Source organism: Brevibacillus sp. RS1.1, from assembly GCF_013284365.1.
Taxonomy (GTDB): domain Bacteria; phylum Bacillota; class Bacilli; order Brevibacillales; family Brevibacillaceae; genus Brevibacillus; species Brevibacillus brevis_D.
Map to the genome: position 1 here is coordinate 226,839 of NZ_JABSVA010000004.1, position 16,552 is coordinate 243,390.

Consider the following 16,552-nt stretch of genomic DNA (forward strand, 5'->3'; position numbering starts at 1 on the left):
AATCCTTCGGGCCATGCCCTCATCCTACTACCTTACATATTATATTACCCCATTTCCGAATAGCGTTGGTAAACTTGTCTAAATTCAAAAGACCCATCACCGAAAAACAGTGACGGGTACGGCATGCGAATCATCCCTATGGGAAATCCTACAAAAAAGACCTTGCGAACGGGAGGGAGTCAGCATGCCAGAATTACCTGAGATGGAGAACTATCGGCGACTGCTACAGGAGAAAATCGGTGGCGGAACGATTACGGCCACACACGTTCAGCGGAAAAAAACGATTAATTTGCCTCCTGCGGAATTTGCTCGTCTTTTGCAAGACAATCGCCTGACGCTCGTCGACCGCCGTGGCAAGCATCTTCTCTTCCATCTGGAAAGTGGTCATGTCCTGCTGCTTCACTTGATGCTCGGCGGCTTTCTATACCTGGGCTCTGCGGAAGACAAGCTAAAGAGAACCGCTCAAGTGACTCTTTCCTTTGGAGAACGCCTTTTATATTTTCACGGCCTCCGTTTAGGCTACCTGCATTTACTCACAAACGTTCAAATCGACGAAAGACTGGCTCCTCTTGGGCCCGAACCATTGGACCCACTGTTTACCTTTACCCGATTTACGGAGCTGCTCGCTGACAAACGCAGTGTCCTCAAAACAGCGCTAGTCAATCAGCATTGGCTCGCGGGCATCGGCAACTGCTATGCGGACGAAATCTGCTATCATGCCGCCATCCTGCCTACCCGGACGATCCCGACCCTTTCTCTCGAGGAACAAAAACGACTATATCATTCCATGCAAACCGTGCTTACAGAAGCGATTCGATTCGGCGGTTACATGCAGCCGCTTTTTCAAGGCGATTCCCTGACAGGTGGCTTCGATGAGCGCTGCCAGGTGTACGATCGCGGTGGTGAGCCTTGCCCGCGCTGTGGACAACCTATCGAAAAGAGTGAGCTCTCCTCCCGCAAGGTATTTGCCTGCGCGAACTGCCAGCATTGACAGCTTCACTCCCTAGACGACAGGGGTCTGTGCAGCTTCCATCTGCTTGATCATAAACACCTGCTCTGTTTCGGAAGGGCTGAATCCTGCCGCTTGGAGTATTTCAACAAGCAAGGTATCAGCCGCACGCAAATTAAACGTAGACCGGCGGCATTCGTGTGCAAGCGGCCCATACACATGCCCGAGTGCGGTTTTCAAAATGTCTAGTGCATCAGGATGCTCTGGCTGCGCTACACATTGACGAAGCACGATCCCGCTGACTTTGCCTTCTTCGTTTACCACACACTTGTACATCGCATAGCCGACCGCCTGACCCTCTCTGTCTTCTACGAGCACGGCCTGCGAATCTCGCAAGTTCATCCAATAATTTTGCCAAGGGACATCGGTTACGTAAAACGGCAGCATGGCGGCTTCCTGGGCCAAAATGCGCCTAACCCGATAATCAGCCTGTTCATTTGTCTGAAAGGCCTTCTCTGCCAGCGGTCCACTCTGCTGCAAAAACAACAGACGATCCACGACGTCATAGCCTTTTTGCTCATACAAAGCAATCGCTTTGGTATTTTGGCTCAATGCTTCCAAGGTAGCTACTTCCACCCCAGCTTCTCTGTATAAATCCAATGTCGCTTCAATTAGTTGCTTCCCTACTCCCTGTCGACGATATTCCGTGGCGACACCCGTACCACCATTCCAGGCGACTTTTTTCCCTGCAACAGTCCTCATCCCACTGGCCACTAAGCCAATCGGCTCTGTGCCGTCAAAAGCAACTACAGACAGGGACAGCACGTATCCCTCGCCCCCCAGTCGCTGGACAAGCATTTCTTCTGTCATCGTAAACTCGATAAAATAGCCTTCGAATCCTCTGTTCCACGCTTTGGTCACTTCTGCAAAGGTACAGTCGCTCATCCGTTTGATGGTAATCATGGTATCACCTTCCTGGTTTTTGATAAAATTATTTTAATTGATAAAATCTAAAAATTCAATCATCTGTAGGACACTTTCTCCAGCTTTGTCACCCATACGCCTGACATGGTAATATGAAAAAAATCACTTACTCGGGAGGTTCCTATGCGCAAACAGCTTACGGTCGGCTCGCTCATCCCTGGACGATCTGACGTACAGATGTCGAGTCCAGCTCCCGTTCCCGTGCAACCACAAACGTCGGTGAAAAAAACAGAAATAAGCCCGGCTCGCCCCCAATCAGAGCAGAAGCTCGTACAGGTGAAGCAACGCTCACAAACGCTGCCAGTCCGGTACACTCCCTCTCAGACATTATTACAAGCTGCGCTCACGCAAGCTCAACCCATCGCTTACAAATGCCAACAAGGGCATTGCGGCAAGTGCAGTGTACAGATCTTAGCTGGTGCATCCTTACTCGACACCCCAACCGGACAGGAGAAAGCAAAGCTGGGAGAAAAGCTCGCTACAGGCTATCGCCTCGCTTGTCAAAGCACATTTCGCTCTTCGATTCCTACATAGAGGATATTTTTATAGAAAAAAGGTGGCCGTAGCATGAATCCTACACGCATCCTACTATTCGCTGGTGGCAATCTGGGCAACTGGGCGATCCAAGAGATACGCGAAAATGATTGGCTCGTCGGTGTTGACAGAGGTGCCTTGTTCCTCGTTCGCAACGGTCTCGTACCAAAATTGTCGATCGGTGACTTTGATTCTGTCAGCTCCGAGGAAATGGCAGAAATTGAACGCCACAGTATGCACGTCTCCTCCTGCGATCCCGTTATGAAAGATTTGACCGATACAGAGATGGCCCTTACTTGGGCAATCGAGCAACAGCCCGAGGAAATTGTGCTGCTCGGTGTGCTCGGCTCTCGTTTTGATCATATGCTGGCAAACGTACACTTGCTGAACAAAGCTTTGCAGACGGGCTCCAACTGCCGCATCCTCGATGAGACCAATGAAATCCGGCTGATTGACCGCCAAAGTACGATAGAGCAGGATCATTTCGATCATATCTCTCTACTGCCCTTTACACCAGAAGTCACAGGGATTACCTTAACCGGATTCCTCTATCCGTTGAAGGACGCAACCCTGCGGATCGGCGACACGCTTGGCATCAGCAATCTGTTAACGGAACAGACTGGAACAATCACGATTCAAACGGGCAAGCTGCTCGTTGTCAAAAGCAAAGACTAATCACTAGAATAAAGAAAGGATCTCCTTTGCATGGTGCAAAACAATGGAGATCCTTTCCTTTTCCCTGCACAAATACAGGCTACTCTTCCTCAACCTGCATCGGCAACTGCCAGTCAATCTCTTGAAGCCCGCGTGAACGCAAAAACTCATTCGTCCGCGAAAAAGGACGGCTGCCAAAAAAGCCGCGATTCGCCGAAAACGGGCTCGGATGCGGGGAGGCGATGACGAAATGCTTGTTTCGATCAATGAATGCCGCCTTCTCCTGCGCATGCTTACCCCACAGGATGAAAACGAGAGGGGTCTCCCGGTCGTTCAACAAATGAATAATCCGATCTGTAAACGTCTCCCACCCAATGTCCTTGTGCGAATTCGGAGTGCCGCGACGAACCGTCAGAACGGTGTTCAGCATCATAACGCCTTGCTTCGCCCAATGGTTCAGGTAACCATGCTGGGGGATTTCAAAGCCGACATCACTTTTCAGCTCTTTATAGATGTTGACCAGAGACGGTGGCGGCTTGATTCCCGGCTTGACCGAAAAGCTCAATCCATGTGCTTGTCCTGGTCCGTGATACGGGTCCTGCCCCAAAATCACTACCTTTGCATTCTGATATTCTGTCAGGTGCAGCGCTGTGAATATATGAAACATATCTGGGTAGATTGTCTGCGTCTGATACTCTTCCTTCAACGTCTGACGAAGCTTTACATAATAGGGCTTCTCGAATTCATCGGCCAATACGGGGGCCCAGTCATTTTGCAATATGGTAGTCATGTTCCTCACCTTGTCCGCTGTTTTTTTCTACCTTACCACAAACCTACCAATCACTGAACCATTGATTCAAGAACTAGGACTATTCTGATTTAGTCCTATCTTTCCCATGATTCCTAGTCTTTGTTTCCTAGTACCCTCGTTTGATAGCTTTTCTCCTATGATCTTTGACATAATGATGGCTGGGAAGATTTAGAGAAAAGAGAAAGGGAGAGGGTTTCACATCATGAAATGGGACATCAAGTCATTTTTGGGGGGCATTGTTGTAGGTTCGGTGCTCTTTTCCGGAATTGCCATTGCAGCACCCGCTTTTCCAGACGCGGAAGAAGGAATGAAAACACCATTCACCTACTACTTTGACGGGTTGCCGAAATCACCAAACAGCGACGTACAAGGCATCATGTACAAAAACTCCGTCTATGTGCCAATCCGCTTCGTAGCTGAGAACCTGAACAAGCCGGTCATTTACGACGCGAAAACCAAATCGATTTTCATCGGTAAAATTCCATCGGCAAAAATGTACTCCAAAATGGAAGCGATCGAGCTGGTGAAAAAGAAATTCGCTGGCAAACTCTCGCCGACACATGTAGTCGAGTACGCTCACGACGACGAAAAAGGTCACTATGTCATTCAAGTGTACCAAACAGTCGTAAACAACTTCCAATCTGGCGACAGCTACACCAGTACGTATGGCTGGTTCGTAGTGAACCCGAATACCGGGGAAATTAAGTCGTTATTATAATTTCTTCTGCACTTATCTATTCGTACGAAAAAGACAGCGGACTAGGGACCCGCTAGCACCGGAGGCTATCCTTCCGGTGCCTTTTTTGTTTCCTGGAAAAATTCAGATTGATTACCACTTGTCCCATGTGATACGATCTCTCCATCAATACTTAACATACATTTTTATTTACTATTTATTTTATATAAGGAGTGAACTTGTTTATGTCTACCTTCCCGAACTGGGCGAGTTTATACCTTCAACGTCTACAGCTAGACCGCAAGCCACCTAGCCTCTCTTATCTCAGTGAGCTCTGTCGCGCGCATCTGCAGACCTTCCCTTATGAAAATGTAAGCAAGCTGCTCTTCTTCCGTGACGGGAAACATGAGATACCGACCCCTGAGGAATATGTGCACAATGCGATCCACCATCATTTTGGCGGTACATGCTATACCAACAATCACAGCTTTCTCTCTCTGCTTCGAGCTCTCGGATTCTACGGTCAGCTCGTCTTGCCAGGCGGCGGGCATGCTGCCATCCTGATCGATGGTCCGAATACAGGAGAGACACCTGTCTATGTGGATGCGGGGGCTACCGCTCCTATCTTTGAGCCAATTCATTTTCTCGAAGAGGGGAACCATGTAAGGCCTTTTGGTACTGCCTCGATGGATTTGACCAAAAGTCCCGATCATCCTGAACACTATCGCTTTACGCGGTATGAAAACGGAAAAGTGGCAATTCCTCCGTGGGATTTTCATCCGAATGAACGAAAAGAACTGCCTGACTTGTCGGAAGCCATCCGCTCCTCTTTTTTACCGGACGCCTTCTTTTTGAATCGACTTCACATCCATCGTTTCCAGCTGGAGCAAGATCGCTTCGTACTCCTCAAAAACAACGCTCTCCACATCGGTTATTCAGATGCCACAAACCAGATAACATCTCTCCATACTATCGCTGATATAGAAGCGGCTGTCGCCGATGAAATGCAACTGCCACTTCTCCCTGTTCGTAAGGCGGTAGAAACCCTGCTCGAACGTGGTATTGATATTTTCACTGCCCCCAAAAAAGAAGAAGTCCTACTTGAAAACGATGCTCTCGTGTTCGAAGGAAATGAAGGATTAGACTGACTTGTTCAAAATACAATCGGCAGCCTTGGACGAGAAAATAAAGTCCTAGACTGCCTCTCTGATAGTATTGGTACTCAGTTATTAAATAGTAATACTAAATGAATAGCCGCAAGGACTCCCATTGGATAAATAATTGTTCTTGAAAATATATTTTTAAATCCATTACGGGGGTGCTTTTCAAAAAGTAGGTGCAGAACTGTATGTATGATAAAAAATACATCTAAGACCCAAAAAGTAACTGTCTGATATTTACTAAAAAGTAAATAGAGTATCATTGTGTAAAGAGGAAGATGAATAAATGTGAATACTTTATAAGCTTTAGAGTCTTCCATATCCTTAAGCACGATAAACAATCTCCACTCTGAACGTCTTATCGCATCCATTTCGTGCAAGAGAAATAAAGATAAGGTTATCAAGAATATCACAAGCGAGAGATCAGGCATTTAAAACCCCCCTACAATTTTATTACTTTATGTTACTACACCCTAATAAATAAAGAGGTCAAAATACAAATCGAACACAACATTATCACAATTTAGAAAACCATGTCCTAAGTCTACATCTCGATCGTCCTACCATTTGTTAATATCTGGTTGACAATGATAATATTTCTCACTAATATGGAAAAGTAGGTTAAATGGTATATAAGGAGTGTCGCACTTCATGATGATGGAGATAAAAACATACGTCGTCCAGGAAGGTCATTCTGACAAAATCGTACAAGGCTTTAGCGAGCCTGGTGCTGTTGAGAAGGCTCCTGGCTTTGTAGATTTGAGCGTGCTGGTACAAAAGCCACACAAAGGTGAAGAAGAAGTGGTCGTCATGATCCGTTGGGAATCAAAAGAGGCGTGGAAGCAGTGGGAGCTGAGTGATGTTCATCTGGCAGGTCACCGCCAAGCACGTGAAGAAGAAACTCCTGAGTGGTACATTAGCGGCAAAACTGGCCATTACGAGCTGAAAGCGAAAAAAGAACCGAACCCTTCGTAATTATAGAAAAAAGTGGCTCAAGCAGGCTATCTGCTCGGCCACTTTTTTATGACGTGCCATTGATTGTACACCGAGTAAGCTTTAGAAAGCGAGGGGTATTTATGGGTAATGTAGGATATCCTGGTCTCATAGTCCTGATCGTTTTTGTGATTGTCGTTACAGCAATCGTATTTAGTATAAAAGCTAAGAAAAAAAGAAAAAGAGACTGACAATTTCTTACCGTTTAAGCTTTGACGAGCTATCGGTATCATATTTATTTAATCAATCCGTACTTCTCCATCTTCCGGTACAAGGTCGACAAGCTGATTTGTAGCTCATTGGCAATCGCGGCTTTGTCCTGTCCATACTTGCCTGCGTTCAAATAGCGCTGGAGAATGGAGCGTTCATATTCTGCCACCAGCTTTTCCAGTCCCAAATCGCTGCCTACTGTCGTCGGCTCATCGCCAAACAGCAGATACTCAGGAAGCTCCTCGTTGCCGATGACTTGTCCCTCCGCCATGTTGACCATATACTCGACGGCATTTTCCAGCTGACGAATATTTCCCGGCCACTCGTATGCTTGTAGTCGTTGGACGAGTTGGGCTTCGAGCTCCAGTCTGCCTTTTTGCAGCAACGTCCCGTACCGATACAGGAAGTGCTGCAAGTAAAGCGCGATATCCTCCGTACGTTCACGCAACGGCTTTAACCGCAGAGGAATGACGTTGAGTCGATAATACAAATCCTCGCGAAACGTTCCTTCCCTGACCATGCTCTCCAAATCCCGGTGTGTAGCAGCAATAACACGCACATCGACGCCCAACGTTTTAACGCCGCCTACCCGATCTACTGTTTTCTCCTGAAGGACGCGCAGCAGCTTTGGCTGGAGGGACAACGGAATATCGCCTACTTCATCCAGGAAAATCGTGCCTTTGTGGGCCAATTCAAATTTCCCCGGCTTCCCTTCGCGTCTGGAGCCTGTGAATGCGCCGCCTTCGTACCCGAACAATTCGCTTTCCAGCAAGGTCTCGGGAATCGCCGCGCAATTGACTGCTACAAATGGCTGTCTGCTGCGCCCACTCTCGCAATGAATGGCTTTGGCCAACAGCTCCTTGCCCGTTCCGCTCTCTCCCCGGATCAAAACGGTGGAAATGCTGTTCGTCACTTTTTTCGCTTTGGCAATCACATCTCGCAAGCCTGTTTCTGCCCCAATCAACTGGGCGAAATACACCGGATGAACCGTAGCCTGTGGCATTTCCTCTTGGATGTTGCAGCTCTTCTCCCGCTCCGCATCCAGTTCTAGCAGCTTGTGCGCTATCAAGGAACTCGTATGCTGCAAAAACGGCATCCATTTTTCCGAGTGGTGTAGCATTTTTTCCTTTTGCTCGGGGGAAAAGCCGATAATTCCGATGACTCCTACCGTCTTCTCCCGTTTGTGCACCGGAAATCCAATCGTCGCCAGCTCCCGGCATTGCTGCAAAAACTTGCAATTGCCACACTGCGACTCGTTCTTTTTCATGTCAAAAATCATTCCCGGCTGTCCGGTTTGCAGGATCATACGGAAAAACGATCCCTCGGGCGCAGGCAATCCAATCAGCTCCTGATAGTAGCCGGTTCCGCTTACACGTATCCCTTGTTCATCCAGGATGGTGACATCGAGTCCCAGTACCTTGGAAATATTGTCGGCGTACGATTGAATGAATTCCTCGATCCGGGAAAACTCTGTCATGCCCCATCCTCCAGTTTCACGTTCCTTTATCCCCTGGACGCTGCCGCCATAGGCAAGCTAGCTAACGCCTGCTCCAAATCTACGATGATATCCTCCACGTCCTCCAAACCAGTCGATAAGCGAATCAGACCGTCCGTAATGTTGAACTTGATCCGCTCAGAAGCAGGGATCGAGGAATGCGTCATCGAGGCAGGATGCTGTACCAGTGTCTCGGGATCTCCTAAACTAAACGATATCATAGCCAAGTGCAGAGCGTTAATGAAAGATTTCGCTGCCTCGTAACCGCCCTTTACTTCAAAAGAAACGATCCCGCCCATTCCAGCCATTTGCCGTTTAGCCAGCTCATACTGTGGATGCGAAGGAAGACCAGGGTAGTAGACGTGCGAAATTGCAGGGTGCTTCGCCAAAAACTCCGCGACTGCCTGAGCGTTTTGTCCATGCTGTCTGACACGCAAGCCGAGTGTCTTCAGCCCACGCAGGATTAAGAAAGCATCCCAGGCATTCAAATTTTGTCCCAAGTCACCCATGACGTTTTTGCGCATGAATTGGATATGCTCCTGCTTCCCGACGATAAAGCCCGCGATGACATCGCCATGTCCGTTCAAATATTTGGTGGCGCTATGCACGACGACATCCGCCCCTAGCTCAAGTGGTCGCTGTAAATACGGCGTTAAGAAGGTGTTGTCGACGATTACCACAATGCCATGAGTGTGCGCCAAGCGGGACAGCGCCGAAATATCTAAAACAGTCAGGCACGGGTTTGAGGGTGTTTCGATGTACAGGACTTTTGTGTTCGGCAAAAAAGCACTCTCGACTGCCTGCAAATCGGTGCAATCGACAAAGTCTGTCACAATGCCATAACGCGGGGCCATGGTCGTAAGAAACTTGTAGCTACCTCCGTACACATCCCGCGTACACACGACATGATCACCCTGTTTCAAAAAGGCGAGCAAAGCCCCCGAAATGGCAGCCATCCCACTGCTTACACCCAAGGCAGCTTCGCCATTTTCCAATGCGGCGATTTTTTGCTCTAAAGTGCCGATGGTAGGATTGCCATATCTTCCGTAGTACGTTCCTTCTCGCTCGCCAGCCACGCACGCCGCTGCGGAGTCTGCATCTGGAAACGCATAGGCTACGGCAGGCACCACTGCGGATACCACTGCTCCTGTTTTTTGGCAAGGCGTTTGTGCGGTATGAATAATGGAGGTGTCCATCTTCCACTTATTTGTCGTCATTGATTGTCTCTCCCTTTGGTTTGTGCTGTTACCAAAGGGTATAGCAAGGTTCATGCCAAGGTGAGAAACCGCATCATTCCAGGGCTTTGCGCTTTTTTCCGCTATCGACATTCGCAATTATGCAAATCAATTTTCTCAGATGCACGCGAAAAAGCCGTTAGTTGCCCCAACGACTTTTCGCATAGTTGCAATTATGTTTTGCATGATTAGAAAAAACAGCTTATACGAGCATACCGCCCCCGCTTTTCCTGTACTTCAAAATGCCCTCTGCTGCTCGATAGGAGAGCGCACCCATCGTTCCTGTCGGATTGTAGCCGCTATTATGCGCAAAGGAGGAAGCCCCGACGACAAATACGTTTTCCGCATCCCACATCTGCAAATAGTTGTTGACTGCCGAATTGTCTGGTGAAGCACCCATGATGACGCCACCTGTATTATGCGTCGATTGGTATGGCGTGATATCGTAGGGTCCGAGCTTGCGGTTGATTTCGAGCTTATCGCTCGCCCCCATTTCTTTGACAATTTCCGCGCATTTATCTGCACAAAATGCCGCTAGCTCCCTGTCCTGGTCGACGAAATCATACGTAATGCGGATCAACGGATCTCCAAAAGCGTCCTTGTACGTCGGGTCCAGATCAAGGAAATGCTGTTGAAATGGCATGGAAGCTCCTTGAGCACCTACGGATATAAATCGATTCGTGTATTTGATCGAGGCAGCCTTGAAATCCTTGCCCCAGCTAGGCGTTCCCGGCGGTACCTTGTTCGTGCCAATTGGGCGAAAGCCGGTTTGTGTGACAGAGATATTCGCGCCATGGATAAATTTCAAATTGGAGTGATCGAAGTTATCACCGTTGTAGTCATCCAAACACATTCCCAGCGATCCTGCGCCTGCATAATTGTTAAATTCCTTGTCGTCGAAGAAGCCCACCGCGCCTCCTCTTAAGACTTGATAGGCGTAGTTTTTACCGATCACGCCTTTTCCGGTTGTTGGATCATACGGTTTTCCTAGCTTGGACATGAGCAGGATGCGCGTGTTGTTGAATACATAGCTGGTCATCACCACAATATCAGCGGGCTGTTCGAATTCCTCCCCTGTCGTGACGTCCGTATACAAGACACCTGTCGCTTTGTTCCCTGTATGTAAAATTCTGCGGACATGGGAATGCGTGCGAATTTCAAACTTCCCTGTCTTCTTGGCCACCGGGATCACGGTCACCACCGGATCGGCTTTTGCTCCGTACTCACAGCCAAACCTTTCACAGAAGCCGCAGTACTGACACGCAGCCCGTGCCACCCCGTCTGGATTGGTATACGCTTGCGAGAGATTGGCTGATGGAAGGATGTATGGATGCAGGTCTTTCTTTTTCGCTGCATCCGCAAACATTTTCATACTCGGTGTAGTACGCATCGGAGGCGTCGGATAAGGACTGGAGCGTTTCCCCCCCAACGGATTCTCCTCGCCAGCGATTCCCGCCATCTTTTCAAACTTATCGAAGTACGGCTCCAGTTGATCGTAGGTAATGCCCCAATCCTGGATCGTCATTCCCTCTGGAATTTTCTTTGCACCATACCGTTCAATCGTCTTGGAGCGGATTTCGAAATCATACGGTAGGAAGCGGAAAGTCTGTCCGTTCCAGTGGACACCAGATCCCCCGAGTCCTGTCCCGAGCAAAAAGGAACCATATGACCGCATAGGAAGCGCACGAACGTTCATTTTACTGCGGAACGTGATCGTTTCTTTGGACAAATCTTGCATCAACTCGTAACGGAGGGCATAACGCAATTCATCGTGTACCATGAAGTAGTCTTCGGTTTTGCGCTCCTTGCCTCGCTCTAGCCCCACAACTGTCAGACCTTGCTTGGTTAGCTCAGAAGCAATAATTCCTCCACCCCAGCCCACCCCCACGATCACGACGTCAACCTTAGGTAACTTTTTGGCCATATGTACTGTCCTCCCTTAATGTTGATGATCCCGCAAGCTTAAAGGAGCCATCTTCACAAACTCAGGCTTATCAATCACCTGTGTATACGCCATCTGATTACCTGGGAAATTCTTCATTTTCCAGCCGTCCATATTTTTATTTCCTCCGTATAGAGGGTCTGCATAAACACCTTCGATCGTACTAGCCCGCAGCATATTGAAAAAAGTGCTCGCCGAAATGGTTGTCAGTTTTACTTCATCGGTTTCAAAAGCCTTTAAAACTGCGTCTTGCTGATCCGGCGGGAGTTCATAAAATCGCTTTCCGTGGGTACTGTTACTGTAGTTGTTCATCTCTTGAAGGCCGATATCGAATATTTCCCTGCGTTTTAACCTGCCTTGATAGCCCTGTGTAATTTCACCCGGATAAAAGGGCGCTTGCATGTAATCCCGAGCATTAAAGCCCCAATCACCCGCTAGCTGGTGGTCAATGAAATAAGCTGCACCAAGTGCCTTCGCCCCCGGACCTAGCTCATCCTCAGGAAAAATGCGCTCGCAAGCGGCATCCGCAACCTTGAATTGCTCAGGCGTAAAAAACATGAGCGCCTGATTGTAATCGGCCGTAGGGGGCGGTGCTGCTGGCTGGGCTTGAGGTTCCGGTTTTCGGAGCAAGCTCCCTGCCACGCCACCCACGACCAAGCTACCGAGCACCAAGCCAGAGTTTTTCAAGAAGTTCCTCCGGGATACTGGCTGCTCCTTCACGTTATTTGAATCTGCCAAATCTACCACCTCCAGTGATTTCCTTCCTTTGGTTTGTGCATTTTTTCCCCAAGATAATCCTGGTCACAGAAATTTTTCCAACAAGCTCCACTCATAACTTCATGCAGCGAACAAAAGATAGCTTTACATAGGTAGGATGACTTGGAGGGATCTTGGATGAAGCACTTCCACAAATGGGTTGGTACCGCAGGTTTAGGGACTGTACTTCTACTGACAGCTTGTATGAATCAAGCCGCTCCGCCTACGAAGCCACATACGCCAGCACGCACACAGTCCACAACGCAAGCTCCAAAAGGCGCAACAGTTATTCCAAGCGTGGATCGCGATAAGAAATTCACGACAAACGCACACGGCCATACGTATAGCGGAATGGGCAATGCTCTCTACAGCTCCATGGGCAGCTCACACCTGCACACGGGTGGTCCTTCTACAAAGCTGGAAGCCCAACTGAAGGCGGCGGGCGTACACGGCGTCCAGGCGTTGATTGTGAACGACGCCGTCTACTTGGCTCCTTCTACTGCCAATACACAATCGATCAATCAAATGGATCCGATGCAGTCCCATCTCATCAGCAATTACTCCGGAAGCTCCAGTCGCGGGCATGATGCTGCCCGTACAAAATCAGGGAGCGGAACCCCAGGGACATTGGGTACGAGCGATCATCAGAGCACATTCGCACAAGCACGCGCCCAAATCGAGCGTATCTATGGGACAGATACACCTGTGAAGGTCGTGAGCTCAAAAAAAGGCATCAAAGCGCTAGAAACGGTGAAAAAACAAATGAAGGATCAGAAGAATCAACAAGCCATGGCTGAACAGTTGAACGTGCTCATTCGTGAAGCCAAGCGGTAAACAAAGAAAAAGGGACAAGCAATTTCGCTTGTCCCTTCCTTATTTCGATAAAAAATGATGGATTTCGTTCACGGTCTCTTGCGGATGCGTCACCATTAGCAAATGCTGTGCCTTCGATATCATTTTCACCTTGGCCTGCTTCACTATTCCTTGATAGGTGGCAACTGCCTGTCGATGAAACTGCTGCTCTTCTTTTGAAAATAAGCTGTCGTCAGCCAGCAATAATAGCACGGGGCATGTTAGCTGTTGAAACAATTCCGGTTTGCTATGGACGGTGTACTCTTGGAAATAGGTCAAAAACGCTTCCCTCGGCAAACGGTATCCGTAGCTTCCGTCTTCCTTTTTCACAAGCTCCTCTCGCATCCACCCCTCTGGCATCACGCTCGTACCATATCGCTCTGCGAACTGCCTTTCGGCCTCCTCTACGGAAGAAAAACGCGTGGTAGCCAGCCGCTCGACAACCTTCTCCGGATTGAATCCGGGGGCTTCTCCCAAGGAATAATAGCCTCCATCCAATAAAACGAGCGAAGCTACGCGCTTGGGTTCGCGAATCGCAAGCATCTGGGCAGGCACCGCTGAAAAGGACGCTGCGACAATTGTTACTTGTTCGAGCTGTTCTTTCTCCAAAAGTTGAATCAAATCTGTTACGATCCGCTCAAATGAAAAGGAACCATGGCTCACAGAATTCCCGTGACCACGGATATCTACCGCAATTACCCGATATCGCTCTGCCAATGCTGGCAAGATGGGCGCAAACAGTAGCTTGGTGTTTCGAATGCCATGCAAAAGTAGCAGGGTAGGTGCTTGTGGTTTTCCTGTTACGCCGTACTCTAGTGTGCCTCCTTCTACCTGCAAACGATTGACTTGCGCGAACAATGCTACGTTCATTTTGCCTGCCTCCTTACTAAATACGTCTCGGGATCAGCACGCCAATATGAGCATGCGAAAGCCTTTGCCAAGTTTACTCTCTCTTTACTTGATCGTCTAGAAGAGGGTTGGTAAAATACCTCTTTGTTCAGGCTGTCGTGGTGGGGAGGAAACAGGAGAAAACGCTCAGCTTCTAGGGCCACCCCCTGGGGGATTGACTGCACGACTCCATGCAAAAAGCGAAACCGCGTCCAAAGTGGTCGGTTCAGGATGTGTTTCAGAGGTGGACGCTAAGGGCGTGTTTCGCTTTTAGCATTGCGTCTCGGTCGGTGTCCCTAAGATCTTCGCTTATTTCTCCTGTTCCCTCTGCGAGCTGATTGTTTTTCTCCTACCAAAGCCACGTGATACGGTGTCTTCCATACACCCGTGATATACTAGTAGTCAAACACTGAACTGGGAGTTACGTTTAATCAAATATTCAAGATAACGAAATAAAGGAGTTATCATGGGACAATATTTAGTCAGAGAAAGCACGAAAGATGACGCAGGTTTTATTGAACAAAGAATAGTTGAATACAATGAATCGAATGTTCCATTTGAACTGACCGTTCCTTTTTCAAAAATCAATAAACACGTTCGTGATGAAGATGGCAATATCATTGCAGGAATAAACTGTGTGTACTATTCTTGGAGATGTTTGTACATTGATGCTTTATGGGTCAGAGATGATTTGAGAAAGAACGGATTGGGAAGCAAGCTTCTTCTTGAAATTGAAAACACAGCTAGAGAGTATGGAATTCATTTGATTCATTTAGATACTTTTGATTTTCAAGCAAAGGACTTTTATGTAAAACACGGGTACGAGATACATGGTGTACTCGATGATTGCCCTCTTTTCCATCAAAGATTTTACCTACAAAAGAGAATCGATTAGCAGTCAATCATCCGTAAAAAGGTAGCCCTACATCCAATAATGGGAGTAGGGCTCTTTGTGTTCCACATGTTACTCCTCAAATTTTACCATTTCCAAATTGGTTTTCTTAACCTTCACCAAATACAACAAATAGATCAGGCCGACAGAGCTCCATAGCAAGCCCAGCATCATGGACGTTGCTTCTAGGTTGACCCACAAAAAGGCGATGAACGTTGTCCCGATGAGTGGTGACAACACGAAGCCCCACCAATCCTTGATAGACTTGTTCTTTTGTTTGCGGAAATAATACGCCATTACGCTGATGTTCACAAAGCTAAAGGCGATCAGTGCGCCAAAGTTAATAAAGGATGTGGCGGTTAGCAAATCCATGTACAAAGCAAACAGCATCAACGCTCCTACCAGCAAAACGTTAAGCACGGGCGTTCTCAGCTTCGGATGTACATAACCGAACCAGCGCTTCGGCAAAAATCCGTCCCTGCCCATTGCGTACAGCAAACGAGTGACACTCGTGACGGATACAAGCCCGGAAGCGAGCGTTGAGGACAAGGCGGCGGCCAAAAACACCAATTGAAAAACGGTTCCGCCGATAAACAACGCAATCTCCGCTGAAGCAGCTTCTGGATCAGATAATACCGAAACATCAGGAAATAATGATTGCATGAAATAAGAGGCCGTAATAAATAGTGCTCCTCCCGCGAGTGCTACGAGCATAATCCCGCGAGGAATCGTCTTTTTCGCATCGACTGTTTCCTCCGTGAGCGTGGTCACGGCATCAAAGCCAAGGAAGGAAAAACAAAGAATTGACGCACCCGAAAGCAGTGCAATGACAGACATATCCGGTGACAAAAATGGTCGCAGGTTGAATACTTGCCCAAGCCCGTCACCTTGCATAAGACCACGGATTGCCAATCCCGCAAACAGCACGACGACCACGACTTGAAACAGCACCAAAATCGAGTTGACGGATGCGGTTACTGTTACGCGAAATACGTTTAACCCTGTCACCAGTACAATGAATCCTATAATCCACCATACAGTCGATACATCAGGAAACACGGATGATAGGTAAACCCCTGTCAACAAGGCGTTAATCATCGGTAAAAACAAATAATCCAGCAAGGACGCCCAGCCTACCAGAAATCCGGCATACGGATGGATCGTTTGCTGCGTATATGTATACGCGGTCCCTGCTGAAGGGAATAGCCGTACCATCTTTCCGTAGCTTGCTGCCGTAAACAGGATTGCAAGAAGTGTGACTGCATAAGCAGCAGGAACGTGCCCCCCCGTTTCTCCAGAAACAATGCCAAAGGTGTCAAAAACGGCCATCGGGGCCATGTAGCCCAGTCCAATTACGACAATATGCCGCAACTTCAAACTACGTGTTAGTTCTGCTCTCCCGTTCACTGCCTGTCCTCCTTTTTGTAACAGAATAATTATACACGCCAATTTATAATCACGAAAGAAAAAAGCGCCGCTGCACACGGGTTCTCCATGCACAGCAGCGCTTGATTTATATGA

Annotated in this window: 17 protein-coding genes; 8 read left to right on the forward strand and 9 right to left on the reverse strand. The window is 48.1% G+C overall.

The genetic code is table 11. The features are described from left to right. Positions 1-184: 184 nt before the first annotated feature. Positions 185-991: an Fpg/Nei family DNA glycosylase gene (locus tag HP570_RS15375; protein WP_173626272.1), complete on the forward strand. Its 807-nt coding sequence runs from the start codon at positions 185-187 to the stop codon at positions 989-991. Positions 992-1,003: 12 nt separating this feature from the next. Here HP570_RS15375 and HP570_RS15380 read toward each other — a convergent pair whose 3' ends face one another. Beyond that, entirely contained in the window at positions 1,004-1,912 is a 909-nt protein-coding gene (locus HP570_RS15380; protein WP_173626273.1) for a GNAT family N-acetyltransferase, read from the reverse strand. 144 nt (positions 1,913-2,056) lie between these two features. Here HP570_RS15380 and HP570_RS15385 point away from each other — a divergent pair, with 144 nt between their 5' ends. Then, a complete protein-coding gene (locus tag HP570_RS15385; protein WP_173626274.1) occupies positions 2,057-2,467 on the forward strand; it encodes a 2Fe-2S iron-sulfur cluster-binding protein in 411 nt (136 codons plus the stop codon). 33 nt (positions 2,468-2,500) lie between these two features. Then, complete coding sequence (locus HP570_RS15390; RefSeq protein ID WP_173626275.1) at positions 2,501-3,142, forward strand: thiamine diphosphokinase; 642 nt, start codon at positions 2,501-2,503, stop codon at positions 3,140-3,142. Between the two features lie 79 nt (positions 3,143-3,221). Here the strand turns inward: HP570_RS15390 and HP570_RS15395 are convergent, their stop codons facing one another. Next, positions 3,222-3,911, reverse strand: coding sequence for a uracil-DNA glycosylase (locus HP570_RS15395; protein WP_015893705.1), 690 nt, complete (start codon positions 3,909-3,911; stop codon positions 3,222-3,224). Between the two features lie 223 nt (positions 3,912-4,134). Here HP570_RS15395 and HP570_RS15400 point away from each other — a divergent pair, with 223 nt between their 5' ends. Continuing rightward, positions 4,135-4,650, forward strand: coding sequence for a stalk domain-containing protein (locus HP570_RS15400; protein ID WP_173626276.1), 516 nt, complete (start codon positions 4,135-4,137; stop codon positions 4,648-4,650). 203 nt (positions 4,651-4,853) lie between these two features. After that, positions 4,854-5,756 (forward strand): arylamine N-acetyltransferase, encoded by a 903-nt coding sequence (locus HP570_RS15405; RefSeq protein ID WP_173626277.1) that lies wholly within the window; start codon positions 4,854-4,856, stop codon positions 5,754-5,756. A gap of 74 nt (positions 5,757-5,830) precedes the next feature. Here the strand turns inward: HP570_RS15405 and HP570_RS29950 are convergent, their stop codons facing one another. Then, a complete protein-coding gene (locus HP570_RS29950) occupies positions 5,831-6,199 on the reverse strand; it encodes a DUF6713 family protein (protein WP_309139200.1) in 369 nt (122 codons plus the stop codon). Between the two features lie 220 nt (positions 6,200-6,419). On the opposite strand from HP570_RS29950, the gene HP570_RS15410 reads away from it, so the two are divergent. After that, on the forward strand, positions 6,420-6,743 hold the full coding sequence (locus HP570_RS15410; protein WP_015893708.1) for an antibiotic biosynthesis monooxygenase family protein: 324 nt from the start codon (positions 6,420-6,422) through the stop codon (positions 6,741-6,743). 253 nt (positions 6,744-6,996) lie between these two features. Here HP570_RS15410 and HP570_RS15415 read toward each other — a convergent pair whose 3' ends face one another. From HP570_RS15415 to HP570_RS15430, 4 genes are all read right to left on the reverse strand, one after another. Beyond that, positions 6,997-8,448, reverse strand: coding sequence for a sigma-54 interaction domain-containing protein (locus HP570_RS15415; RefSeq protein WP_173626278.1), 1,452 nt, complete (start codon positions 8,446-8,448; stop codon positions 6,997-6,999). Between the two features lie 26 nt (positions 8,449-8,474). After that, positions 8,475-9,683 (reverse strand): trans-sulfuration enzyme family protein, encoded by a 1,209-nt coding sequence (locus HP570_RS15420; RefSeq protein ID WP_173626279.1) that lies wholly within the window; start codon positions 9,681-9,683, stop codon positions 8,475-8,477. 220 nt (positions 9,684-9,903) lie between these two features. Next, the gene (locus HP570_RS15425; RefSeq protein WP_173626280.1) at positions 9,904-11,625 is read right to left on the reverse strand and encodes a GMC family oxidoreductase; all 1,722 of its coding nucleotides are present in this window, start codon (positions 11,623-11,625) and stop codon (positions 9,904-9,906) included. A gap of 15 nt (positions 11,626-11,640) precedes the next feature. Beyond that, a complete protein-coding gene (locus tag HP570_RS15430) occupies positions 11,641-12,390 on the reverse strand; it encodes a gluconate 2-dehydrogenase subunit 3 family protein (RefSeq protein WP_173626281.1) in 750 nt (249 codons plus the stop codon). A 147-nt stretch (positions 12,391-12,537) separates the two neighbouring features. Here HP570_RS15430 and HP570_RS15435 point away from each other — a divergent pair, with 147 nt between their 5' ends. After that, positions 12,538-13,233: a hypothetical protein gene (locus HP570_RS15435; RefSeq protein WP_015893713.1), complete on the forward strand. Its 696-nt coding sequence runs from the start codon at positions 12,538-12,540 to the stop codon at positions 13,231-13,233. A gap of 39 nt (positions 13,234-13,272) precedes the next feature. On the opposite strand, the gene HP570_RS15440 is transcribed toward HP570_RS15435, so the two are convergent. Beyond that, a complete protein-coding gene (locus HP570_RS15440) occupies positions 13,273-14,121 on the reverse strand; it encodes an alpha/beta fold hydrolase (protein ID WP_173626282.1) in 849 nt (282 codons plus the stop codon). Between the two features lie 484 nt (positions 14,122-14,605). Here HP570_RS15440 and HP570_RS15445 point away from each other — a divergent pair, with 484 nt between their 5' ends. Then, a complete protein-coding gene (locus HP570_RS15445; RefSeq protein WP_173626283.1) occupies positions 14,606-15,034 on the forward strand; it encodes a GNAT family N-acetyltransferase in 429 nt (142 codons plus the stop codon). A gap of 69 nt (positions 15,035-15,103) precedes the next feature. On the opposite strand, the gene HP570_RS15450 is transcribed toward HP570_RS15445, so the two are convergent. Beyond that, complete coding sequence (locus tag HP570_RS15450) at positions 15,104-16,438, reverse strand: APC family permease (RefSeq protein ID WP_142498041.1); 1,335 nt, start codon at positions 16,436-16,438, stop codon at positions 15,104-15,106. Positions 16,439-16,552: the final 114 nt, after the last annotated feature.